Consider the following 23,558-nt stretch of genomic DNA (forward strand, 5'->3'; position numbering starts at 1 on the left):
CTTAGGAACGCTCAGACGTTCCTGGCAGAAGTGCCGTTTGTTATATATGACAGGTGAACCCAGGGTTAAATCATCAAGCTTCGTCAGAAGCGTATCGCAGGCCAAACTGCTGCCGGGCTTCCTCCATCAACTCTGCCACGGCAAGGGACCGGGCATGTGTATTGACATCACTTTCCCGTCGTCCGCTCTTGAGCAAGTCAATGAATTCCAGCGCCTCGTAATACATCGACTCCTGGGGTTGGGAGCGGGTGATCTCCTCCGTCGTACCGTCACGATACATAATCTTCACCTCGTAAGGCTGGCTGATGCGATCGATGACAATGGTTCCGTTCTCTCCCTGAATCTCCGTTGGCAAATAAGAATCCGTGATCTTCGAGTACATAATGACCCCGTCCATATCGGGATAGCGAACCGTGACACTGCCCTCCCCATCCACTCCCGAGGATAACATGATTGCTGAAGCCTGTACTTCTTCCGGCTTGCCAAACAACGTGATCATCGGGTAGATGCAATAAATGCCCAAATCCATCAGCGCTCCGTTGGAGAAGGCAGGATTAAAAGCATTAAGCACCTTGCCTTGCTTGAAGGCATCATACCGTGAAGAATATTGGCAATAGCTTGAGAAGTAGCGACGTACCCGCCCGATTTTGTACAAATTATCATGAATTGCCCGGAAGTTGGGCATCAATGTCGACTTCAGCGCTTCCATAAGCAGCACATCGTTGCGTCTCGCAGCCTCAATCATCCGCCGGACCTCCGCCGCATTTGAAGCCATCGGCTTTTCGCAAAGCACATGCTTGCCATGGTCCATCACCAGAATGGCCTGCTCGGCATGCAAAGAGTTCGGACTGGCGATATATACGGCATCAATCTCCGGACTGGAGGCCATCTCAGCCAGATCAGTAAATACCTGCGGATCTCCAAACTTGGCAGCAAAATCCTTCCCCTTCTCCTCAGACCGGGAGTAAACGGCAGTCAGCACAAATTGCTCTGTTTCCAGAGCGGATTGGATAAAACGTTCTGTGATCCAATTCGTCCCAATGATGGCGAAACGTATCAAGATGATGTCATCCCCTTTTTCGTATATGAATCAGCTATCCGTATTCTCTCATTCCCCGTCAGCCTTGTCTACTTCTCCTTTTGTAAAACCTGTTTATTCATGTGCAACTTACTTGCACCCGCTAAGACAACTCCATTACAATAGAAGAGGATGTTCAAAAAGCCGTCTTCCCAGGACGGAGTTGTTCGAGGAGTAGATTCGACATCGAATCTTGAATTCAGCCGGGCCTTCCGTTGCTCACGTAGATCTGTCTACGCTCCGCTACTCAGTCCCTGACTTCATCCAACCTTCTCGGTCCTGCTAACCCGACTTTTTGAACAGGCATTAGAAGGTGAATAGGGGTGAGATTCATGAGTGAGAACAGTCAGGCTTGGTTGAATCAGGAGTTGAAATATATCGTCAGCGGGGATTCCATTTCGAAGGGCGTCATTTATGACGAGAATCGGAGCAGATACGTTGTACTGGAGAATAATTATGTATCCTTGCTGCAGCAGAAGCTTAAGGGAGCTGTTCATAACACTGCCCGCTTCGGCAACACACTTGTTAAGGGGTTAACCAACCTCAAGCGGGATGTGGAGAAGGATAAGCCCAACATTGTATTGATTGAATATGGTGGCAATGATTGCGACTTTAACTGGAATGAAATTGCCCTTAACCCGGATGCCGAGCATAGCCCCAAGACGGATTTTGCCATCTTCGAAAAGAAGCTGACGGAAGCGATTGAATTCGTGAAGAGCCAACACATCATTCCTGTACTGATGAGCCTTCCGCCGTTAAATGCCGACAAGTATTTCAAATGGGTCAGCAAAAATGATCCTGAGGCGGAGAAAAATATCATGAAGTGGCTGGGAAGCGTCACGAAGATCTACTGGTGGCAGGAGCGGTACAACTCAACGATTCTCAAGGTTTCCGAACTGACCAAGACCAGATATATTGACGTGCGCGGCGCATTTCTGGAGCATCCTGATTTCACCCGCTTCCTTTGCTCCGACGGCATCCACCCCAATGAGGACGGACATCGTATTATCTGTGATAAGGTACTGGAATTCATTCGCAATAATTATCGGCAGCTCTTGCGGGATAATGGCGAAGGTAACCTGATTATAGAATAAATGGCGTGGGAATAGCGTTAGCTTCGGCTACCGCTTCCACGCCATATTTGTCTGGCTGCCTTCAAACTGGTTGCTGCTTGCTCGTTCAATCAGCATACCGCCGGCTACTGAAGCCGCTGCTGTAGGTCTGCCCATACTTTCTTATTGCTATATTGCTTATCCGTGCTGATATCCGGCCCAAACCATGCTGGAGGCTGGAAGGCCAGTGCCTGCTCCTCGGACTCAAATTCAACCTCCAGCACGATAAAGTCAATCTGATCGTAGCGGTCGATCTCCAGAATGACTCCGTTCCATTCCGCAGTTACCCGCCGTTTGGTCAATGCAATCGCCCTGTGAATCTTCGTAATCTGACGGTACAGACCTTCCGCGATAGATACTTCAACCTCTTCCCGTGCCAGGCCAAAACCTCGCTTAAACGTATGCGTATAATGGACTTCCCCCGTACGCAAATCTTCAATTCTGCGAACGCGCAACTCCTGATCCTCGTGCAAAGCCAGGTAGGTCTGGTCGATGGCATGCTCCGATTGGATTTGTAATTGCCCCTCCTTGATTAAATCCTCTGGGTAAGCCGGCAGCAGAAACTTTCGTTCAATTTCTAGTGACAAGGGAACACCCCTCCTTCAGTTCATCCCCATCAGTATAGCGAGCGTGGCTTATCTCGACAAGTGCGTGTTCAAAAAGTCGAATTTTCAGAACCAAGAAGGTTGAATGAAGCTAGGGACGTCAGGAGCGGAGCTACACGTTTTCGGAGAAAACGACTTCGGAAGTATGGGTACGTGAGCAACTGAAATGTTTCTGAAGGAAACATACTACGGAAGCCTATGCTAGGCCCGGGTGAATTCAAGATTCGATGTCGAGTCCACTTCTTGAACAACTTCGTTCTGGGAAGGCGACTTTTTGAACAACCTCTACAAGAAGTTAATTCTGACTTTGCCGGATGAGGATAACATCCTGCTTGAGTGCATGAAAGGCCTTCGCCTTGGCCGCATTGTAGCTTTGCCAGGATGTATCCTGGCGACTCAGCAAGTCCCAGCGCTCATGAAGGTCACGACCCAGGTTCTCATTCCCATGCTCCCGGCTGAACTTCAGCAGCGAGGGCACCACATCAAGCGAGAGTCCTGCCAGATATTCAGCATCAATATTCCCACTCACCCGGTAACGCTCTATATTTTGCTGTAAAATAATTCGGTCCATACTTACGTAATTCACGGCCAAATAAGCGGCCAGACTGACCACAATCATACACTTGGCAAGGGGAACCGAGGTAAAACGGATACGCAAGCCCGCACAAACCAGCAACACTGCCAGATAAAGCATAAAGGCATGCGACAGGAAGCGAATATAAGTGTAGCCATAGGCCTCCTCATACAACATGAGCCGGGTGAACGCCGAGACAAGCATTACAGCCGAGCAGGCTACCACTATATAGAGCAGGACTTGATTGAATTGCCGCAACCATTTCCCGGAATCTCCGGTGAAGGTCAATACAATCGCCAACAAGACAAAATTGATCACCGTTACTGCAATCAGTTCGAAGAAGCCATTACGCGCATATTCGGCATACGAGCTCCCTGCGGGCAGCACCCCCTGCCACGCACTGAACAGGTAGGTAAATTGCAGTGCCACAAACAGGACATAAACGATATTCACCACAAGCAGCACCGTAGCCGCAATGATGGGGTCCAGCTTAGGCTCAAACTTAAAGTCAGCAACCTCAGCAGGAACGGATACGGGATGACCGCCACTCAGATCTGCGGGATAGGCGGTGATGCTCGGAACGGGATGTTCTGGACGCGGGCTGACGAATCCCCATATGTAGCCGAACAATAGCAAGCCAAGCACAACAATGTAAATCAGCCGGAACGGGCCATCACCAATTAAGAGACCTCTATATAGATTATTCTGCCAGGCCAGGAGCAGTTGATTAAAGCTGCCGTCTGCCGACGTTAAGAGTCCTATGACTATAATGAGCAGCGGAAGAGAGACCAGCAGGCCCAATAACACCTTACCTATCACTTGCTTCCTTTGATCCTTCATCTTGAAATAACCCAAGGTCCTCGGCAGCTTGAACGCCGTAGCCAGATGGCGAAACGTTTGCGGAATCAAGTGATCCAGTGTATCCCACACCAGCCTTATATCCCCCCAGTCCCGCTTCTGAGGAGCGAACAAATAAGTAATATGAGCCACAATCAAACAGGGTAGCAATAGCAGATTTAACCACGCGAATATTGGGTTGGCAAACAACGCAAGGCTCAGTGACAATAACAGGATGAAAGTTAACGAGAGCCAGCCAAACCAGGTTATCGGGCGTCGTAACCGTTCAGGTGCGCATAATCTGGCGTACATATAGAACAGGCAGATGAATAGCGAGACTGAGATACCATATTCCTGATTGTAAAAGAAATACTGATGGACGGCAGCCAGTAGCAGGCCAGCAGCTAGTACCACAACCGTCCTACGAGGCGTAATTGAAGGTTCAGACCATTCCATAACGCTTGATTCCTCCATTCTATTTGACAAGTGATTCACAATCGCTTTCCTATGCCCCATTTTAAATGATAAAATAAGAAGATAAAGAGAAGAATGAAAATGAGAAATTTCGTATTTTTCACTCAGGAGGTTCGACAAGGTGAAATTGCACCACCAATTTTTGCAATTGCACGCGCAGTTCGGAGCAGATCAACCTGAAGAGACTACAGAGGTCACCCTGGATGAGTTGGCTTCCATATTGGGCTGCACACATCGGACAGCCTTAACGGTGATTCATAAGATGGAAGAATTCTCGTGGATTGACTGGGTTTCCCGGAGAGGTCGTGGAGCGCGCTCCAAGCTGCAGTTCAAGATTTCTCCGGAAGAGATAGCCGCCCAATCCATGATGGACGCGATCAGTCGTAAGGACGTCCAGCAAGCGATCCAGGACATTCGCAAGCATGCGGACACCGCTTCACTGCAAGACCAATTGCAGGGGTGGCTGCTGTCGTATTTCGGTCATCGCGCCGAAATTCGCAGCAATCGGAAGATCGATACGCTCCGCCTGCCCATCCGGCAGCCACTACATACCATTGACCCGTTAAGCATGAATTTGCTGGCCGAATCGTTTATCGCCAGCCATGTCTTTGATGGACTTGTCGGCCGGGACGGCGAGAGCGGGGATATTATTCCCGCCATCGCTCACGCTTGGGAACGCAATGAGTCCGGTACAGAGTGGACCTTTCATCTGCGCAAAGGCGTGATGTTCCATAATGGTCGTCTTCTCACCCCGGAGGACGTGGTATATACCTTCGAACGGCTGGCAAGAAGCTCCGGAAGATCGCTGTATAGCGCTTTTTTCCGACTCATCCAAAGGGTCCAAATTGTCAATCCCGTCACCATTCGCATGGCTCTTAAGGAGCCCAGTGAGTTATTCCTGCCTTGTCTAAGTACTACTCGCGCCTCCATTGTTCCTCGCGACCTAGATGAATGCAGTGAAGTCGAATTTGGACTTCGGCCCATCGGCACTGGGCCCTTCAAACTAGTAGAAATGCAGAATCATCTATGTGTGCTGGAATCATTCCCACATTATTATCACGGTCAGGCTCACCTCGACCGCGTTGAAATTGTGCATGTGCCTTGGCGACTGAACGGGAAGAAGGACGATGCGAACGATACGTTGTCTCTGTTTCATGTCATTCCCGGCCAACCGGCTACCAGTGAAAGTCCCTGGACTCAGCTTCATTCCGAGGTACGCGTACGTAAGTTTGTTACCTGTAATACTCGCAAGGACGGCCCGCTGCGAAATCCACAAATCCGCTCAGCCATCATGGCTGTGCTGAGAGAGGATTCTGAAGCCTCCACCACCCTCAATCGTCCGGACCAAGATAACCCGACAGACCTAACGCCGCTGCGCATCGCTACCATCACGCCCTATCAGGACGATGCGGATCGCATAGCCCAGCGGTTGACGCAGTCCGGCTTTGCCTGTCAGGTCCTATCTTCAACGGCTGAGGAATTCAAGGGAGATATTCGTCTGCATGCGGATTTAATTATGTTCTCACTGCTTCGCGATCAGGATGAGCAATTGCGATTCTACGACCTGTACAAGACCATGGCTGAACATGTTGAGCCAGACCATCAGCGAGACATGCTCCGGTCTTTAAATGGGGTTGCCCGCGAACCCAAGCCTGAGACTCGTGCCGAACTACTGCTGGACATGGAGAGACGCTTAACTGCTGCCGATGAATTATTTATACTGTCGGAAAAACCGCTGCAAACCGCCTTCCTGCCCTCCATTCGCGGAATGAGCTTCAACAGTCAGGGCTGGGTCGACTTGCGCCATCTTTGGTTCCCTCCCTCCGACTAGTCTGTATCCCCATCGTAGCTCATGCTACACTGTAACCAGTCTATAAGTGCAGATAGGAGACCTTAATAATGAACTATCAAATTGTCTTTTTCGATATTGACGGCACGTTGGTCAACGATGCCAAACAGGTGCCACAAGACACCATTGATGCTATTGCCGAACTGAAAAGCAAAGGCATTGAGCCCGTTATCGCAACCGGACGTGCCCCTTACTTCTTCCAGCCTATTGCCGAATTGCTTCATATTAACTCCTTCGTCAGCCTTAATGGCGCATATGTCGTATATCAAGGCGAGACACTGTACAGTCAGACCCTTCCGCTGCAAAGTCTGGAGAAGCTGGTTACCTTAAGCGCAAGCCACGGTCACCCGCTGGTCTTCCAAGGCAATGAGCAATACTACGCCAATACAGGTGCCCACCCTTATATCGTTGAATCGGTAGCTACCCTTAAAGTTATTCAGCCCGGATTCGACCCGGAATATTGGAGTAAAGCACCAATCTATCAGGCCTTTCTGCATTGCGAAGAGAAGGATGAGCATCTGTATCTGGAGCAATTCGACCAACTCCGCCTGATTCGCTGGCATCCAAGCGCAATGGATGTCACGTTGAAAGGTGGCTCCAAAGCTATTGGCATTGGAGCCATGCTAGAGCGACTTGGAATTCCACTAAGTGCAGCCGTAGCCTTCGGCGATGGCCTGAACGATAAAGAGATGTTGCAAGCGGCAGGGCTTGGCATTGCCATGGGTAATTCTCATCCGGACCTGCTGCCTTTCGCCGATTATGTTACGTCTTCTGTGGACGAAGGTGGCATCCGCAAAGGCTTGAGACATGCGGGATTATTAGCCTAGCCATTTTAAATTTTAAAAAAATGTTCAAAAACTGAAACATCTGCCCGTCCTTCTGCGTCAGGAGATTAAATAATATTCATGATGATAGGAGAGATAGGAATGAACAAGAAGAAACGTCTAATCAAAGCACCAAAACTAACTTTGCTGATGGTCATTGTATTTACGATGGTATTTGGCTCCAGCGCCTCCGCCTTTAACGACATCAAAGGGGACAAGGAACAGCAGGCCATTGAACGTCTGGAGCAGCGGGGGTTCATTAAAGGGGACTTGAGCGGACGATTCCATCCGTTCGAGAAGGTGAACGGTGCAGCGGCTGTTACCTTGATTGTGAATGCGCTAGATCTTAATCTGGATAACATTGATTACGTCAAAGAGCCTCAAGCCAGCGATTACTTCACTCATGTCAAGGATAACGTCTGGTATTCCCAGGCCTTCGTCATTGCAGCAGTTAACGAGCTCGATATTCCCAAGGATATCAAACCTTCCAGTCCAGTAACCAAAGAGCAGTTCACGCACTGGCTGTTCAAGGCGCTGAACACCAAGGGTGAGTTCGCGTGGACACTGCAATATACAGAAATTGCCGACAACGACCAAATCAACCCTAGCTATGCTAACAGCATTCAAACATTGCTGAACGGCAAAATCATCTCCCTGGACAAGGATCAGAAGTTTAATCCAACTCAATCTATCACCCGCAGCGAAGCGGTAGGTATGGTATATCGGACGCTGGAATTTATTGAGAACACTCAGGTCATCGAACCTGAACCCGTTAACTTGTATGACCCAAGTCTGAAGACGGATGCTGTTTCCAAAGAAATTACGAAAGTAACTATTTCCGGCACAGCTCCACATCCAGGCTACGTTCTGGAGATTGCCAGTGTTGAATATAACATGGATACCGCCGTGGTCAACTACCGCGTGCTGTCACCAGAGCCTGATATGGTCTACCCTCAAGTGCTGACTGAAGTTAATGCTGTTACGTACATCCCTGCGGGTTACAAAGCAGAACTTGGCACTGTAGCAAAATAAAAATAACCTTCAACAACAAAAATGGACAGGAGCGGCCTACCAAGCCGCACCCTGTCCGTTTTTTTATTCCTTCATTACCCGTAGACACGTGGCACTCTTTGGCTAACTGCACAAATGACTTCGTAATGAATGGTGTTTATCCAGTTTGCCATCTCATCAAGAGCAATATGCTCACCTGAACGCCCTGTGTCCGCGCTGCCAAACATGATCACTTCATCACCCGGAGATACTCCCTGAACTCCGCTAACGTCCAGCATCGCCTGATCCATACAGATTTGGCCGATGACGGGAACCCGCTGTCCGCGCACCAAAGCGTAACCACAATTTGACAAGCTCCTTGATAAACCATCGGCATAGCCAATAGGAATGGTGGCAATGAGGCTTTGATCTGTAGCACGAAAGGTGCGTCCGTAGCCCACGGTTTGACCAGGCTGGGCAGAGTGTAGTGCCGCGATTCTGGTCTTCAGTGACATGGCCTGCCGGAGCGGATAATTAGCCAAGCGCAGTTGTTCCGAAGGATACAATCCGTACAGGGCAATGCCAACTCTAATCATATCCAGATGCATTTCCGGGAACCGCATCGCTGCCGCACTGTTACAGCAATGCTTAATCGGAATGTGGAAGCCCCTGCTCTCCAAGGCTTCAATACAAGCGGTAAACCTGGCAAACTGTTGCCGCGCAAATCCCGTATCCGCACCATCGGCATCAGCAAAATGGGTGAATAAGCCCTCCACTATCACATCAGGAGCAGCCGCTGAAGCTTGCTCCATCAGCCCGATGACAGCAGGAATGGAAGCAAGGCCAATTCGGCTCATACCGGTATCGTATTTCAAATGAATTCGTGCCTTGGTCTTATGCCGCCGCGCACAAGCGACGATCTCCCCCAGCACCTCTTCGGTAAACACTGTCAGGGTGATGTTCTGTGCCAGAGCTGCTTCTACTGCATGCGGTGGCGTGTAGCCAAGCACGAGAATAGGTTGTATTATACCGGATTTTCTGAGCTGTAATCCTTCATCAACAAGCGCTACGCCCAGATACTCGGCACCTGCACTGAGAGCCGTCCGAGCCACCTCTATAGCCCCATGCCCGTAGGCATTAGCTTTAACCACCGCCATCAGACGGCAGCTTTGCCTCTTCTGTCTGCTGAACAATCTAGTATTATGAGCAATCGCCGGAAGTGAAACCTCCGCCCACGTATCCCGGCTCCCCGTGGGGGAAGTCAACTGAGCTACTATAGTCTTCATAACATTCCCTCCTTCCTAACCCGACTTATTGAACTCGCACTAACAGAAATGTTAAATTTGAAATATGTCAGTGTTATTTTGGTTTCTTAGAAGTTTCCGTGATTTTTTCTGAAAAAACTTTAAATTCCTACCTATTTTGCGTCAGGTTAATTGACAAACTCTGCCGGTTGGAGGATAAAATAGAAACGAATCCCGATTTAAATGTTAGATAATATGACAGGAGGAAGCTATATGATCGTAGGCGTACCCCGGGAAATTAAAAACAATGAGAACCGGGTGGCAATGACCCCAGCAACCGCACATCTACTCGTCGGCGCAGGTCACGAAGTATGGATGGAGAGGGATGCCGGAGCGGGAAGCGGCTTCTCAGACGCTGAATATACAGCGGCAGGGGCCAAACTGGTTGCCACAGCGGCCGAGGCCTGGTCCACAGACATGGTCATGAAGGTCAAGGAGCCACAACCGGAGGAATACCGCTATTTTCGCCAGGGACTTATCTTGTTTACGTACCTTCATCTGGCCTCCGAGCCAGAATTAACGCTTGCTCTGAAGGATAGCGGCGTGACAGCCATCGCCTATGAGACCGTTGAGCTGAACAAGACCCTGCCGCTGCTTACACCAATGAGCGAGGTCGCCGGGCGGATGTCGGTACAGATCGGTGCCCAGTTTCTGGAGAAACCCCATGGTGGTAAAGGTATCTTGCTCGGGGGTGTCCCCGGCGTCAAACGGGGCAAGGTCACGATCATCGGCGGCGGCGTGGTGGGAACGAACGCTGCGCGAATGGCCATGGGCCTGGGCGCGGATGTCACGATCATCGATCTGAGTGCCGAACGCCTGCGCGAGTTGGAGGATACCTTTGACAAAGGCGTGCAAACCTTAATGTCCAGTCCGCAGCACATAGCTGAGGCGGTTCGGGAATCCGATCTTGTGATCGGTGCAGTGCTGATTACCGGAGCCAAGGCGCCCAAGCTTGTGACCGAGGAGATGGTCCGGTCTATGTCTGCCGGGTCCGTCATTGTTGACGTAGCGATCGATCAGGGCGGTATATTTGAGACGGTCGACCACATCACGACTCATTCCGAGCCTACCTATGTGAAGCATGGTGTGATTCATTATGCCGTAGCCAATATGCCTGGTGCCGTTCCCCGCACCTCCACACTGGCCCTCGTTAATGCCACTATGCCTTATGCACTTGATATTGCCTCCAAAGGCGTCCACCTGGCATTAAGCGAGTCCGATGCTCTGAGAAGAGGAGTAAATGTGGCCGCCGGCTTCATTACCTACGCTTCCGTTGCTCAGGATCTTCATCTTGAATATACTCCAGTCGAACAGGTCTTGAAGCTGTAAAATCAACCCGTGGGCGTACCGCCTGACGGCTTACTGGCCAGCAACCTGGCCGCCGTTTCGCCGATCAGGCGGATACCCTTGGTAATGTCTTCATCCTTGACACGGGAAATTCCAAGGCGCAGCGTATGGCGTCCGCCCCCGTCCGTGAAGAACATATCCCCCGGTGTAAAGATAACGCCCTGCATCGTACATGCCTCCAATAGCTCCCACGTATCGAAGCCCTCCCTGAACTCCACGAACAGATGCAATCCTCCGCTGCCTGACAGCCGGGCATAAGGAACAAATTCCTCACAACATGCCCGGGCCAGCTCGTATTTTCGCTTATATTCGCTCCTGGCCTTCTTCACATATTTCTCCAAGTGTCCATTGTGCAAATATTGATATAGCAGCGATTGATCCAAGGTCGAGGTGTGGATGCTACGCGCCCGCTTAACGCTCTCCAGCACCTCAATTAATTCCCGGTCCGCCAGCACCCAACCGACGCGAATACCCGGGAACAGGACCTTGGAGAAGCTGCCGATATACACAACGCCGTTCCCCTGCCCAGCCATCGCAATTAGTGGCGCCACATGAGCGCCGGAATAACGTAACTCTTCATTGAACCCGTCTTCAATTACAGGCACACGATAACGCCCCAGCAATTGCAGCAGGGCCAGCCTCTTCTCGGCAGAGGTTACGATACCCGTAGGATTATGATAAGAAGGGACCAGATAAGCGCAATCATAGATATGCTTCTGCAAGGCCTGCTCCAAGGCCGTCAAGTCAAGCCCATCAGGCTGCATCGGTATTCCCGTAATGGTAAAGCCGTGCTTGCGCAGGTTCTTGATGGCTGTTTGATGCGTTGGATTTTCGCAGAGTACCCGGCCTGTTAAGCGTAGAGGCTGGCTATCTGAGGCCGTCCCGCTAAGGGATGACAATACGATATCCAGGCCTTCTGTAAATCCGCTGGTGATCAACATTTCCTTCCCTGCCAAATTCACACCCTTGCGCTCCATATATTTCATCAAATAATCAATCAGGGGCTTATAACCTCTGGCATAGCCATAGTTAAGCAACACGCGGCCTTCCACCGCCATACGATCCAGGAAGGCACGCTTGACATTATCGAGATCAAACAACTGTTCATCGGGGGCAATACTTGTGAAGGATATGATTCCTTGACCGGCAGTGAGGCCAGGTTGCTTCCGCTTCATGTGGTCCAATTCCACGGCAATTCGGGCTTGATGATTCATCCGTGCAGACCAGTTCATGCGCCAAGGCTCCAGGGCGTCTCCTCCAGCTACTGAAATACCGGCGACAAAGTTCCCCTTACCGGTAACGGCATGAACAAACCCTTCGTCCTGCAAGGATTCATAGGCCGCAATTACACTACCGCGGCTCACGCCCAATAAGCCAGCCAGCTCTCGGGTGGAGGGCAATCGTTCCCCCTCCTGCCATGCTCCCTTGGTGATGAGCCTCAAAATATAATTTTTCACCTGCAAGTATACCGGCGTCCCGGCTGCAAGCCTGAATTCATTAAACATAAATTATATCTCCCCCACTCTCATGATGGCATACCACCGGATTAAAATAAAAGAACCACTCTGCTGCTTTTTCTAGCAGAGAGTGGTTCACACCGTTTGCGGAACACTATTCTAGATTATACCATCACTTTGCAAATATCATTCGTAAACTCGACCGGATCACCCACGGGCAAGCCTTCGATCAGCAAAGCCTGATTGTACAGCAGACTGGTATAAAGGCTCAACTTCTCCTTGTCAGTCTCATGGGCCTTCTTAAGGGACTGGAATACGTCATGGTTGACGTTGATTTCCAAGACCCTATCCGCCTTCACCGCTTGTCCGCCTGCATTTGGCATGGCATTCAGCACTTTCTCCATCTCGATGGTCAATTCACCTTCGGTAGAGATACATACCGGATGAGATTTTAGACGTTTGGAAGCTTTGACTTCCTTCACCTTATCCCCCAGCAGGTCCTTCATAGCGGTGAACAATTCCTGATTCTCCTCGGTATCTGCTTTCTCTTCAGTCGTATCCGCCTCGATACCCAAATCCCCGCTGGAGACCGATTTGAATTCCTTGTCCTTGTATTTCAAAATGACCTTGATGGCAAATTCATCAATATCATCGGTGAGGTATAGAATCTCGTAGCCTTTATCTGCTACCAATTCGGTTTGCGGTAATTTCTCCAAACGCTCTACCGATTCGCCTGCTGCGTAATAAATATACTTTTGATCTTCCGGCATACGGGATACGTACTCATCGAGCGATACCAGCTTCTTCTCCTTGGAGGAGGTGAACAGAAGCAGATCTTGCAGCACTTCCTTGTTCATACCATAGTCATTGTAAACGCCGAACTTGAGTTGACGGCCAAACGAGGCATAGAACTTCTCATATTTCTCCCGGTCGTCCTTCAGCAAAGTTTGCAATTGACTTTTAATTTTACTTTGGATGTTCTTCGCAATCGCTTTAAGCTGACGGTCATGCTGGAGCATCTCGCGCGAGATATTCAGCGACAAGTCCTCCGAATCTACCATCCCTTTAACGAAGCTGAAATAGTCTGGCAGCAGGTCAGCGCATTTATCCATAATCAGCACGCCATTGGAGTACAACTCCAGCCCCTTCTCATACTCCTTGGTATAGTAGTCGAACGGCGTATTCTCTGGAATGTACAGAATGGCATTATAAACCACCGCACCGTCGGCCTTGATATGGATATGGGATACCGGCTTATCGAACCCGTAACGCTTCTCCATATAGAAATTCTCGTAATCCTCGTCCGTCAGCTCGGATTTGTTCTTGCGCCAGATCGGCACCATGCTGTTAACCGTTTGTTCTTCGGTATATTCCTCATATTCGTCCTCAGCGCCTTCCTTGGCGCGGCTACCCGTCACATCCATCTTGATTGGATAGCGAATGAAATCAGAATATTTCTTGATAATCGACTTCAACCGATACTCTTCCAGGTATTCATCGTACTGATCATCTTCGGTATTGTCTTTGATCTGCAAATTAATGTCCGTACCTACAGTCTCCTTATCACACGCTTCAATCGTGTAACCATCCGCACCCTTCGACTGCCATTTGTACGCTTCCTCATTCCCCAGCGCGCGGCTGATAACGGTAACGACATCAGCTACCATAAAGGCGGAGTAGAAACCCACGCCAAATTGACCGATGATATTGTGACCATCCTTCAATTCATTTTCGTTCTTGAACGCGAAGGAACCGCTGTTGGCGATAATCCCCAGGTTATTCTCCAAATCATCCTTGGTCATCCCAATACCGGTATCGGAAATCGTCAGTGTACGCGCTGCCTTGTCCACCGCAATTTTAATGAAATAATCGTCCTTATTAAATACCAGGTTGTCGTCAGTTAGCGCCCGATAATAAATCTTGTCAATAGCGTCACTGGCATTGGATATCAGCTCCCGCAGAAAAATCTCCCGCTGAGTATAAATAGAGTTGATCATCATTTCCAGCAATCTCTTGGATTCGGCTTTAAATTGCTTCTTGGCCATTAAGCTAATCTCCTTCCACAGATCATAATCTATAATCCCTATGTTAGCACTCTAGTAACCAGAGTGCTAATTCCCAATTTCAAGTTTATCGATACGCTCTCAACGTGTCAATACTTAGGCTATGGATTTAGCGGTGTATATCCGGTTAGCTCTACCAGCTTCTGCCCTTGGGGCGACAAAATCCACGCAATCAACTGCTCGATATTGGGGTTTTCGCTTCCCGCCGTAACTGCATAAAATTCAGTGGCCAGCGGATACTCTCCATTGGCTATAGTAGTCCGTTCAGGCATCACACCATCGATGGCCAGTAGCCGGATGTCTCCATCCCGTACCATCTCGGTGGCATAGAACAGAAATGAGAAACCCAGCGCATTTTTGTAATTGCGATAATCCGCTGTTCGCTTGATAATCCCGCCCATGCCGGATACCCTGTTCTCCCGAGGGGGATCAGCCAAGCTCCGTCCGTCCATGACTTGCTCCAGCATCGTCTGGCTCCCACTGTCCTCCGGTCGCTGGAAGGCACGGATGGACTTACTCTCTCCGCCCACCTGGTTCCACCGGGTAATCTCCCCGGAGTATATTCCCCGTATCTGCTCCGTCGTGAGGCCCTCTACCGGATTCTCTCCGTTGACGAAGAATACGAACGCTTCACGACCAATGGGCGTCAGCTTAAGCTCTCGGCCGTTCCTGCGAGCCACAGACTTCTGACCTTCAGAAGGTGGAGCTGCAAAAATAATATCCACTTCGCCATTAATCAGACGCTTATAGGCTTCCTGGGTTTGAGTAAGCGAGACCTCGCTGTCATACAGAGGATAATCCCGGTTAGGATATACCTCTTGGGCAAAAGCCGCATAGAGCGGATACAAGGCAGTCGCCCCATCCATACGCGGCAAGTCAGAGGTTATTTTCAAGGTGGCCGGTTCCGATAACTCCGCAAGATTGCCATGATCCATGAAAGGACGATACTGCTCCATATCCACTTCCTGATCGCTTATGACAGGGATACTGTTATGATAGGCCAGACGAATCTCATAGCCTGCCGACGTCAGTCCCATCAGCACCACCGCAGCAATTAACGATATGTGCAACTTCCGATGATGGCGAGACGGAACAAACAAATATAACCAGGTGAACACCATAGCCACTCCGGTTACGACAAACATCAGCGGCGCATAGAACAACGCACCCCCATATAACGAGACAAAGATGGCCCCCACCAGGCCAAAGGCCAGAATGGTCATGCCCAGGAGTATGGCTATAATTATTTTGACGACTAGCGCTCCGTAAGATTTATTCATGCTTCCAATTCCTCCTTGATGTGGTCATCTTTGCGGGCATAGATTGGCAAGCTGATCTTAAACTCCGTACCGGCTCCCGGCGCACTCTTCACTGATATGCTGCCACCAAGTGACAATATAAGCTGATAGGAGAAGGTCATTCCAAGCCCTGTGCCGCTTGCTTTGGTAGAGAAATAGATAGAACCCAGCCGCTTGGCCTGTTCCTCCGACATGCCCACCCCATTATCCCTGATGTTTAATGTCACTTTGCGAGCGGCCATTTGCAGCTCCAGGGACACCTTGCCTTGACCTTGTGGTACCTCAGCACAGGCCTCCACAGCATTTTTGATAAAATTGACAAGCACCTGCTTCATCTTGTCAGGGTTAGCCAATATCCAAACCTGTTCCTCCGGATGTTCAATCTCCAGCAATACATTATGCATGTTGGCATAGGGGCTCATCACGTCTTTGGTCACGCTCAGCAAATCTCCTAAATTCGTAGGAAGCAGCTTGTCCCCAATCGGTTTGGAGATCGCTAGGTACTCCGATAAAATATATTCGGTCCGGGCAATCTCACTCATGCAAATCTCAATATACCGTTCCGTTCTTCCACGGTCAGTGGCTCCCTCTCGAATCAAGGTCAGGAAGCCTTTGACGGCGGTTAACGGATTACGCACCTCATGCACCAGTGAAGCTGCCATGTGGCTCACCGCCCGAACTCGCTCATTTTGCGCATAATTAATGAATAGCTCCTTATCCGCTACGGCTTTGCGGAACAAACTGATCAGCAGGCAGCATCCCAGCACATTTTGCAAGGGAACCGCCACCAGATGAAAAAGCAGATGATGGCTAACTGTGGCCGGATTCTCCAAATATAACAGAACTATGGGAATGACCGCAAAAAACAGGCCTGCGCCGGAGGTGATCATCCGCTTACGCTCCACACGCACATACAGTCGGGACAAAAGATAGGAGACCGGGAAAGTAATCAGCATCGTAAACAAAGCCAACAAGGCCCCTGAGCCCCCTAAATACAGACGATATAGAATAAATTCCGCGAGCAGCACAAGCCCGGTTTGCAGCCCGCCAAAGATCAGGCCAAAGAACATAATAATATAACGAGTATCGTAGAAATAACCGTCCACCACACTCGTTCCAAACGTCATGGAAAGAAACAGGCAAATCATGCTCGTGACTGTAATGAATTTTGCTGTGTAATTCCGTGGCTGATCACGATAAAACACATGAAACATCACAAACGGCATATGAGCAAAGAAAAGTTGCAAGATTAATTCCTTCAGATAAAACATGCCAGTCACCCTTCAGGGGCTAAAAAGCGCTCGCCCGTTTATGTATATCCTGTTTATTCCATATTTTTCTCGTAAACCCTTCTTCCTGTCGTTACAAAAACTTGAAAAAAGCTGAAGCCCACCGGAACCTTCTCGGAACCGCCATAGTCTTCAGCCTTTGATTCATTTCTTATCTACTTGTAGCAGGGTAATGTTTTTGACGGAATAGGTGTCCGCCAGCTTTGCTTCGGGAATGACGTTCAATTTAACCAAGCCGGCTACTTTCTGCGCATCCGCTTTGGATATCAGCCGCCATACCTCGGGATCAGGAAGCGCCTCGTACAGCTTGCCGTCATCGTATTCCTTCCTCTGTTGCTGAATGCTCTTGATTTTGTAATCACCCACATCCACTTCGGTAACGCCCAAATCCTGACAATAGTTCAGGATATCCCCGCGCAGTTCGGACAACGCCTGCTCCATGTCCTTCATCAATTGCTTCAGTTCATGGTACCTTTGTACTTTCTGCTCCATGTATATCGCCCTCCTTCTAGACGATATATATGAAGCAGCCGCCGGGATGATGCGCTCGGCTGCTGCTTGAACAGGAGGACTTTATTTATTTGTTTGTAATCAATTTTTCGGCTGCGATGGTCTTATGGATAAAATATAAGGGTAGCAAACCAAAAACAATGACGATGATAAGAAACCATGTCAATTTTATCTCCAATCCTTCAGAACCCATCCGGTAAATCCAGTATAACATCCCTACGCTGGAGATCCGTCCCAGACTTAATATCATCTCCCGCCAGACTACTAGCTCGATGCGAATACGTCCACCATTATCATAACGGCCTACGGCATTGAAGGTCAGCGTATTGAACGGCGTGTCAAAAAGCGGTCTGGCCGCCGCACTCAACACACCATAGATAACCAGCGTCCAGGTCGATAAATGAAAGGTAATACTGATCACGGATATCCCCATGAACAACGAGCCGACGACAAGATAGGACCAACGGGAGTGCTCCCGCCCATAACGGCCAATACAATAGAAGCTCGCAATAGATAGCAGCGTTGTCGCAAAGGCGAATTGGCCCGTCGCATTTTCACTGCCGGTAGCGATATAGACCCACAGCCAGATTGCAATAGTCAATACCGCGTCGCGAAAGGCAATCCCGACAAAAGCACAGCTCAAACTGCGCCATTCTTGGTGGAGCAGCACTCGGATCATGCTACCCCATTCAAATCGGCTCTTCATTTTTTGTCTAGGCAAGAGCAGGGCCGAGCTTAATGAGAGGGCAAAACAGAGCAAGCTGGCCAAAAACACCATGGCATACCCCGCCAGAGCAGGTAAGGCTTCCACGATCATTCCCGCAATCAGGGGTCCAACCATTCCAGTCAATGCTCCAAGCGCTCCATTAATTCCATTGAACCAGTTGCGGTTCCCCGCCTCCGTTACATCCACGGATAACACATTGATAGCTAGCCAATAAAACCCCTGTCCGATGCCGTACAATAGTCCTAGCCCCAACAAGTATCGGGGAGAATTGCTTCCCAGCAGTAATACAGACACATAAAAGAGCATTTGTAAACCACTGCCGATCCATAAAGGGATTGTACGGTCAGTTCGCTTACTAAGATATCCGGCTAATACAAAGGCAGGTAGCCACACCAAATAGGAAGCCAAGTTGAACAGTAGCGTTTGCGACATGTCATTTGTAAGCTTGTACCAATAAACATTGATAAATATATTGGACAAGCTGTTCCCCAGCGCATTCAGCCCATTCACGGATAACAACGCTTTGGCTGGCCTGGCTAAAATCTGACGAGCAGCCAAAGTACCAGTGCCATCCGGCTTCATGAATATTCCCCGCTTGGGTGCCCAGCCAGATATAAAGGATTGGTCATGCAGGTCATAACCTCCCCGCCCAACTCTGGCAAGTTTCGACGCGCCTCCAGCCGATAGAACAACCGATCTGTCGGGACATGAATTATCCACTTCTCGGCCTGCTCTACCCTCCACTGCATCTCCGGCCCACGGTCCGACCATAGTGTGACACAATCCTGCCGGGCCCCATCGACGATGATTTGCAGTTCCACTTGTTCTTCCCCAGCGGCTATCTCAATTACTTGCCCAACCCCTTGGTCACCTACCGATAGTGTCATAAAAATATCATCCGGTCGATGCGACAGCACAACAGCGCCACAGCGCACGCCTTCCAGTACCCCTGCCGCCGTATTCTCCGAAACGTGGACGTAAGCCGTCGGACTTCCGTGTCTGACGAACGGGTCCACCCGATGCGTGTCACTACCTCCAACAGCCACCACTCGTCGTCCTTCAGACAACTGTTGCTGCCACCATTCTACCGCTCTTTCATTGAGCTTTCTCCACGGCCCGTTCCACACCTCAATAGCATCATAAGGTACGTCAAACCCCAGCTCCCAGGGGCAATCCGGGCAAAATGGATGATTTAGCGACACCAACGCCCCCTTCTCCCTGGCAAGAGTCAACTCCATCGCTGCGGCTTCCGGGGTCAATCGGCGAAAATCCGTCAGGGCATCGGTATGGCCTAACAAGTTGGCATGGCCACGATAACTGGTCATCTCCACACCAGGAATCAGCAATAACCGCTCGTTGTGCAAGGCAACCGACTGATTTTGGGAGGACGTATTGTGATCGGTCAGTGCCAGAAAATCAAGCCCCCGCTCCCTACAGGAAGCTATGGCTTCTTCAACATTATAGCTGCCATCACTATGAACTGTATGGGCATGTAGATCTCCCTTCAACCAGTGGGGATGCTTCAAGACCATTGTAATGTCCAATTCCACGGTGATTCCTTCCTCCGGCACCCGATAAGCTCCCAGCAGCACAGCCCATTGTCCCTGGACTAACGTCCCGGCCAGATACCCGGGCGTAGCCATTTCTTTGCTTATATGAAAGCCCGTTCTTGCCCCGCCACTCCACCCTATAATGCGGGTTGGGGAACGTAAGCCAAGGTCTACCACGGACCGATTGTTCTTGGGATAACGATAGTGAACTTCCAGGGATTCCACATCCGCCGGAACGTCGAAAACTTCCTCCTGATAGCTACGCTCCTGCTCGTGAACCAGTTCAACCGTCCGTGCCAAACGAACCTCCGGTGCAGAGTTCGATATAGCTTTTGCCATACGTGTATGCATCCTTTCCTGAATCCTGCTATTCCTTGCTCGCTCCTAGCATAATCCCCTTCATGAAGAAACGTTGTACGAACGGGTAAATGGCGAGTAGCGGAATAATAGCAATGACAATGCCAGCCATCTTCACGTTAGCCGTGACCAGATAGTTGCTCGACACACTGCCTGTATCGACAATGATGGATTTGAGTGCCACTTGCAGCGTGTATTTCATACTATCGTTAATAAAGATTAATGGCGGAGTGAACATGTTCCAGCGCCCCACAAATTCAAATAAGGAGACGGTCGCAAGCCCCGGGGCCGCCAAGCGTATAAAGATTTTAAAGAAAATCCAAAACTCCCCGGCTCCGTCAATTCGTCCCGATTCTGCAATCTCGTAAGGAATAACCATGAAGAAATTGCGCATCAGCAAAATAGAGAAGCCCGATACCAGACCAGACAGTATCAACACCGTCAGAGTATTGATGAGGTGGAAGTCCCGGTTAACTACGTAGAGCGGAATTAGAATAGCCTCCTGGGGGATCATCATGGTCAGCAAAATAAACGAGAGCATCATTTTCTTGCCCGGAAGTTGCGGATGAATCAAGACATACCCGGCCAGTGAGGACAGAAATACATGCAGGACCGTCCCTACAACCGTTACGATTGCGCTATTCATGAATGGACGCCACAAATCCAGGCTCGCCCAGATTGTCGAATATCCTTCAAGACTAAATTCCTTGGGAATAAGTACAATATCAGGCTGCATAGACGCCAGACCGGTCGATAAGGATAGAGCCAACACGTTCAGGAACGGGACAATCATAACCAGCATCAGCAGTATCAGAAATAGCAAATTGACCAGGTCAAACAGCTTGCTTCTCCATCCCATTCGTTCAAAGCGCACCACGTTCATCGCTAACCCACCTCATCAAATCGCGTTATTTTCCGTACAGTCAAGGTCAGGATTAGTGTAAATAACAGGACCAGAAAGCTGGCTGCCGAAGCCACGCCCACCTGCATGTTCATAATTCCCTTCTCAAACGTATACACCATCAACACATCAACATCCGGGGAGGTCGAAGGGTTACGCAATACAAATACCTGGTCAAAAATACGAAGGACGCCCATCGTGTTAAGTAACAGAACAACCTTCATCGTCCCCAGCAAGCGAGGCAATGTCACATATCGCACTTGCTGCCAGCGAGAGGCCCCATCCATGAGGGCAGCCTCATAGAGAGACGGATTAATCGTCACAATGCCTGCCAGAAACAAGATGCAGTTATATCCCATGTCCTTCCAGGTTGCCACCAAGATCATCACCCAACGAGCCCAGAAGGAATCAGCCAGGAAATGAATAGGGGGCGCCCCTGTCCATTGCTGCCAGAGCAGATTGACCAGCCCCGTATCCGGCGAGAGCAGCAGAATCCAAATGCCGCCAACGATGACCCAAGACAATAAATGAGGGACGTAAAGTACCATTTGGGCCATTTTCTTAAATCGAGCTTGTAGAACCTCGTTAAGTGAGAGAGACAACACAAGCGGAGCGATAAATCCAAAAACCAAGATTCCCCCGCCAATAATTAGAGTGTTCGTTAATGATCTCCAGAAAAAGGGGTCCTGCCAGACCTGCGAATAATTCGCAAGCCCGGCGTAAGAACCGCCTCCCATGAGTCGATAATCCTGGAGGCTGACTTGCAGCCCCTTGACGAGCGGATAATATCCATACACGAGAAAATAAATGATTACCGGCACCATCATCACGTACAATGCCCTGTATTTTCGCAACGCCTTCACGCTTTATCTTCACATCCTATCCATAGCAAGAAGCGAGGCTCTACGCTGGCTTATTCATCAATTAAATCGGCTGCTTGAAGGTCATGTCGCATTTGCTTAACAGCTTCGGCTGCCGGCATCTCTCCAGACATGGCCTTGAGGGCATAGTTCTGAACAATCTTCTCCGCATCGGCCCACTCCGGCAGTGACAGTTCGAGGGAAGCATACTGCTTGACCAGATCCTGGGCATCCTGAACACCCGGCAGCTTGCCGAAAGGAGGCTCCACATTCTCGTTGTACCAGAACGGCACCCCGTGGTCCATATTGTGCTCCTTGCCAGTTGCCGTCAGCGTATATTGGCCGCCCTCCTTCGTGTAGTCCTCACCTTCAATGCCCAGGCTGCCTAACATAATACCCGCTTCCGTATGCCAGAACTCCAGAAATTTCTTGGCCGCTTCCGGATTCTCTGCATTGACCGGCACCATCCAGTAATCAGGGTCACCCCGGCGCATCAGCAGCGTTCCGTCAGGTCCTGTCGCGCTGGCTAGCGCTTTGGCCTCGAATGTCGTATTCGGGTCAGCCTCTTGTCTCGTATTATTGAACATGCCTACCCAGGCATCCCAGTAGGTAACCATACCCACGCGGTCGCTCAGGAACAGATTCCGCATTTTCCCCGTATCATTGGTGACGAAGTTCGGGTCCATGATCCCATCCCGCGTCAGATTAGCGAACCATTCATACATAGGGATGGCCGCATCCGAGGCGTAGGGGATCGTCCGTTTACCATCTTCTATGACATAACGATATTTAAGACCGGCGGCACTCATGAAGCCTTGAATCTCATAGAGCCCTGCGGTGCTAAGCCCATAGGTATCATCTTTGCCATTCCCATCGGGGTCCTGTTCCTTGAAGGCCTTAAGCACGGTATAGTAATCGTCCAATGTTTTGGGCTCCTGCAAGCCCAACTTGTCCAGCCAATCCTTGCGGACTATGGGCATCGTACCCCCCTGGAATTTGGAGAATACGGCATAAATTTTCCCATCCTGGCCTTTCAGTTGATCCCACTCCGCTTGTGGAATCACCGTTGAATCCGATAACTGGCTAGAGCCTTGAACAAAATCGGTCAAATCAGACACTGCATTCTGATCAATAAAGCTATTCAACTTGCCAAGGTCACTGCCTTCGATCAAATCATATTTTTCTCCGGACCCAAGCGCTGTCAATACTTTCTGGTCGTAATCACTGGCCGGGCGCTCAATTGAGATATCGATACCAGTCAGCCGCTTGATCTCCTGCTCAAACTTGGCGTTCTCTTCCGGCGTTTTCCCACCTACGTTGGCCGACAACATGCGGAGCTTCATTTCCCCGACAGGCGCCTCCTGCTGTCCGGAACCTAGCGCATTGCTCGGAGAATTACCGACATTCTGGCCATTATTGCCTGAAGGCCCCCCGCAAGCAGATAACAACATGGAACCGATAGTTAAAAGTAACAGCACACTCTTTGTTTGACGTTTCACCGTTTGATTTCCTCCTTTGGTAATTGCATGAAATGGACTCCCATCCTGACTAT

Annotated in this window: 19 protein-coding genes; 5 read left to right on the plus strand and 14 right to left on the minus strand. The window is 49.9% G+C overall.

From position 1 onward, the window contains the following. Positions 1–73: 73 nt before the first annotated feature. Positions 74–1,057, minus strand: a complete 984-nt coding sequence (locus tag AC1VOR_RS15875; RefSeq protein ID WP_482619211.1) for a Gfo/Idh/MocA family protein — start codon at positions 1,055–1,057, stop codon at positions 74–76. 353 nt (positions 1,058–1,410) lie between these two features. On the opposite strand from AC1VOR_RS15875, the gene AC1VOR_RS15880 reads away from it, so the two are divergent. Continuing rightward, complete coding sequence (locus AC1VOR_RS15880) at positions 1,411–2,172, plus strand: SGNH/GDSL hydrolase family protein (RefSeq protein ID WP_482619116.1); 762 nt, start codon at positions 1,411–1,413, stop codon at positions 2,170–2,172. 104 nt (positions 2,173–2,276) lie between these two features. Here the strand turns inward: AC1VOR_RS15880 and AC1VOR_RS15885 are convergent, their stop codons facing one another. Together AC1VOR_RS15885 and AC1VOR_RS15890 are read right to left on the minus strand one after the other, a co-directional pair. Continuing rightward, positions 2,277–2,777 (minus strand): CYTH domain-containing protein, encoded by a 501-nt coding sequence (locus tag AC1VOR_RS15885; protein ID WP_482619117.1) that lies wholly within the window; start codon positions 2,775–2,777, stop codon positions 2,277–2,279. Between the two features lie 313 nt (positions 2,778–3,090). Continuing rightward, the gene (locus tag AC1VOR_RS15890; protein ID WP_482619118.1) at positions 3,091–4,662 is read right to left on the minus strand and encodes a DUF4153 domain-containing protein; all 1,572 of its coding nucleotides are present in this window, start codon (positions 4,660–4,662) and stop codon (positions 3,091–3,093) included. Positions 4,663–4,801: 139 nt separating this feature from the next. Between AC1VOR_RS15890 and AC1VOR_RS15895 the strand changes: the two genes are divergently transcribed. The 3 genes from AC1VOR_RS15895 to AC1VOR_RS15905 all read left to right on the plus strand — a co-directional run bounded on the left by AC1VOR_RS15895 (position 4,802) and on the right by AC1VOR_RS15905 (position 8,385). Further along, a complete protein-coding gene (locus AC1VOR_RS15895; protein ID WP_482619120.1) occupies positions 4,802–6,511 on the plus strand; it encodes an ABC transporter substrate-binding protein in 1,710 nt (569 codons plus the stop codon). A gap of 68 nt (positions 6,512–6,579) precedes the next feature. Beyond that, positions 6,580–7,356, plus strand: coding sequence for a Cof-type HAD-IIB family hydrolase (locus tag AC1VOR_RS15900; RefSeq protein WP_482619121.1), 777 nt, complete (start codon positions 6,580–6,582; stop codon positions 7,354–7,356). A 99-nt stretch (positions 7,357–7,455) separates the two neighbouring features. Then, entirely contained in the window at positions 7,456–8,385 is a 930-nt protein-coding gene (locus tag AC1VOR_RS15905) for an S-layer homology domain-containing protein (protein ID WP_482619122.1), read from the plus strand. Positions 8,386–8,459: 74 nt separating this feature from the next. Here AC1VOR_RS15905 and alr read toward each other — a convergent pair whose 3' ends face one another. Beyond that, positions 8,460–9,629: an alanine racemase gene (gene alr / locus AC1VOR_RS15910; RefSeq protein ID WP_482619124.1), complete on the minus strand. Its 1,170-nt coding sequence runs from the start codon at positions 9,627–9,629 to the stop codon at positions 8,460–8,462. A gap of 231 nt (positions 9,630–9,860) precedes the next feature. Here alr and ald point away from each other — a divergent pair, with 231 nt between their 5' ends. Next, complete coding sequence (gene ald / locus AC1VOR_RS15915) at positions 9,861–10,976, plus strand: alanine dehydrogenase (protein ID WP_482619126.1); 1,116 nt, start codon at positions 9,861–9,863, stop codon at positions 10,974–10,976. A gap of 2 nt (positions 10,977–10,978) precedes the next feature. Here the strand turns inward: ald and AC1VOR_RS15920 are convergent, their stop codons facing one another. The 10 genes from AC1VOR_RS15920 to AC1VOR_RS15965 all read right to left on the minus strand — a co-directional run bounded on the left by AC1VOR_RS15920 (position 10,979) and on the right by AC1VOR_RS15965 (position 23,505). After that, positions 10,979–12,499, minus strand: coding sequence for an aminotransferase-like domain-containing protein (locus AC1VOR_RS15920; protein WP_482619128.1), 1,521 nt, complete (start codon positions 12,497–12,499; stop codon positions 10,979–10,981). A gap of 116 nt (positions 12,500–12,615) precedes the next feature. Next, on the minus strand, positions 12,616–14,496 hold the full coding sequence (gene htpG / locus AC1VOR_RS15925; RefSeq protein ID WP_482619130.1) for a molecular chaperone HtpG: 1,881 nt from the start codon (positions 14,494–14,496) through the stop codon (positions 12,616–12,618). Positions 14,497–14,615: 119 nt separating this feature from the next. After that, the gene (locus tag AC1VOR_RS15930; protein ID WP_482619131.1) at positions 14,616–15,794 is read right to left on the minus strand and encodes a substrate-binding domain-containing protein; all 1,179 of its coding nucleotides are present in this window, start codon (positions 15,792–15,794) and stop codon (positions 14,616–14,618) included. Then, positions 15,791–17,083, minus strand: coding sequence for an ATP-binding protein (locus AC1VOR_RS15935; RefSeq protein ID WP_482619132.1), 1,293 nt, complete (start codon positions 17,081–17,083; stop codon positions 15,791–15,793). The genes AC1VOR_RS15930 and AC1VOR_RS15935 overlap by 4 nt, the downstream gene beginning before the upstream one ends. Positions 17,084–17,245: 162 nt before the next feature. Next, positions 17,246–17,593: a hypothetical protein gene (locus AC1VOR_RS15940; protein ID WP_482619134.1), complete on the minus strand. Its 348-nt coding sequence runs from the start codon at positions 17,591–17,593 to the stop codon at positions 17,246–17,248. An 85-nt stretch (positions 17,594–17,678) separates the two neighbouring features. Beyond that, positions 17,679–18,920, minus strand: coding sequence for an MFS transporter (locus tag AC1VOR_RS15945; RefSeq protein WP_482619136.1), 1,242 nt, complete (start codon positions 18,918–18,920; stop codon positions 17,679–17,681). Then, positions 18,917–20,227 carry a CehA/McbA family metallohydrolase gene (locus tag AC1VOR_RS15950; protein ID WP_482619138.1) on the minus strand — a complete coding sequence of 437 codons (1,311 nt, stop codon included), beginning with the start codon at positions 20,225–20,227 and terminating at the stop codon, positions 18,917–18,919. The genes AC1VOR_RS15945 and AC1VOR_RS15950 overlap by 4 nt, the downstream gene beginning before the upstream one ends. Before the next feature lie 28 nt (positions 20,228–20,255). Next, positions 20,256–21,128, minus strand: coding sequence for a carbohydrate ABC transporter permease (locus tag AC1VOR_RS15955; protein WP_482619140.1), 873 nt, complete (start codon positions 21,126–21,128; stop codon positions 20,256–20,258). A gap of 2 nt (positions 21,129–21,130) precedes the next feature. Beyond that, the gene (locus tag AC1VOR_RS15960; RefSeq protein WP_482619142.1) at positions 21,131–22,009 is read right to left on the minus strand and encodes an ABC transporter permease subunit; all 879 of its coding nucleotides are present in this window, start codon (positions 22,007–22,009) and stop codon (positions 21,131–21,133) included. 50 nt (positions 22,010–22,059) lie between these two features. Further along, a complete protein-coding gene (locus AC1VOR_RS15965; protein ID WP_482619143.1) occupies positions 22,060–23,505 on the minus strand; it encodes an extracellular solute-binding protein in 1,446 nt (481 codons plus the stop codon). Positions 23,506–23,558 lie beyond the last annotated feature (53 nt).

The organism is Paenibacillus sp. 1SOY10, from assembly GCF_056836745.1.

Excerpts from the sequence above, each read along its gene's own strand:
- AC1VOR_RS15940 (WP_482619134.1), bottom strand. The coding sequence starts at position 17,593 with ATGGAGCAGAAAGTACAAAGGTACCATGAACTGAAGCAATTGATGAAG.
- AC1VOR_RS15955 (WP_482619140.1), bottom strand. The coding sequence starts at position 21,128 with ATGAACGTGGTGCGCTTTGAACGAATGGGATGGAGAAGCAAGCTGTTT.
- AC1VOR_RS15920 (WP_482619128.1), bottom strand. The coding sequence starts at position 12,499 with ATGTTTAATGAATTCAGGCTTGCAGCCGGGACGCCGGTATACTTGCAG.
- AC1VOR_RS15900 (WP_482619121.1), top strand. The coding sequence starts at position 6,580 with ATGAACTATCAAATTGTCTTTTTCGATATTGACGGCACGTTGGTCAAC.
- htpG (WP_482619130.1), bottom strand. The coding sequence starts at position 14,496 with ATGGCCAAGAAGCAATTTAAAGCCGAATCCAAGAGATTGCTGGAAATG.
- ald (WP_482619126.1), top strand. The coding sequence starts at position 9,861 with ATGATCGTAGGCGTACCCCGGGAAATTAAAAACAATGAGAACCGGGTG.
- AC1VOR_RS15945 (WP_482619136.1), bottom strand. The coding sequence starts at position 18,920 with ATGAAGCCGGATGGCACTGGTACTTTGGCTGCTCGTCAGATTTTAGCC.
- alr (WP_482619124.1), bottom strand. The coding sequence starts at position 9,629 with ATGAAGACTATAGTAGCTCAGTTGACTTCCCCCACGGGGAGCCGGGAT.
- AC1VOR_RS15880 (WP_482619116.1), top strand. The coding sequence starts at position 1,411 with ATGAGTGAGAACAGTCAGGCTTGGTTGAATCAGGAGTTGAAATATATC.
- AC1VOR_RS15930 (WP_482619131.1), bottom strand. The coding sequence starts at position 15,794 with ATGAATAAATCTTACGGAGCGCTAGTCGTCAAAATAATTATAGCCATA.
- AC1VOR_RS15905 (WP_482619122.1), top strand. The coding sequence starts at position 7,456 with ATGAACAAGAAGAAACGTCTAATCAAAGCACCAAAACTAACTTTGCTG.
- AC1VOR_RS15935 (WP_482619132.1), bottom strand. The coding sequence starts at position 17,083 with ATGTTTTATCTGAAGGAATTAATCTTGCAACTTTTCTTTGCTCATATG.
- AC1VOR_RS15950 (WP_482619138.1), bottom strand. The coding sequence starts at position 20,227 with ATGGCAAAAGCTATATCGAACTCTGCACCGGAGGTTCGTTTGGCACGG.
- AC1VOR_RS15890 (WP_482619118.1), bottom strand. The coding sequence starts at position 4,662 with ATGGAATGGTCTGAACCTTCAATTACGCCTCGTAGGACGGTTGTGGTA.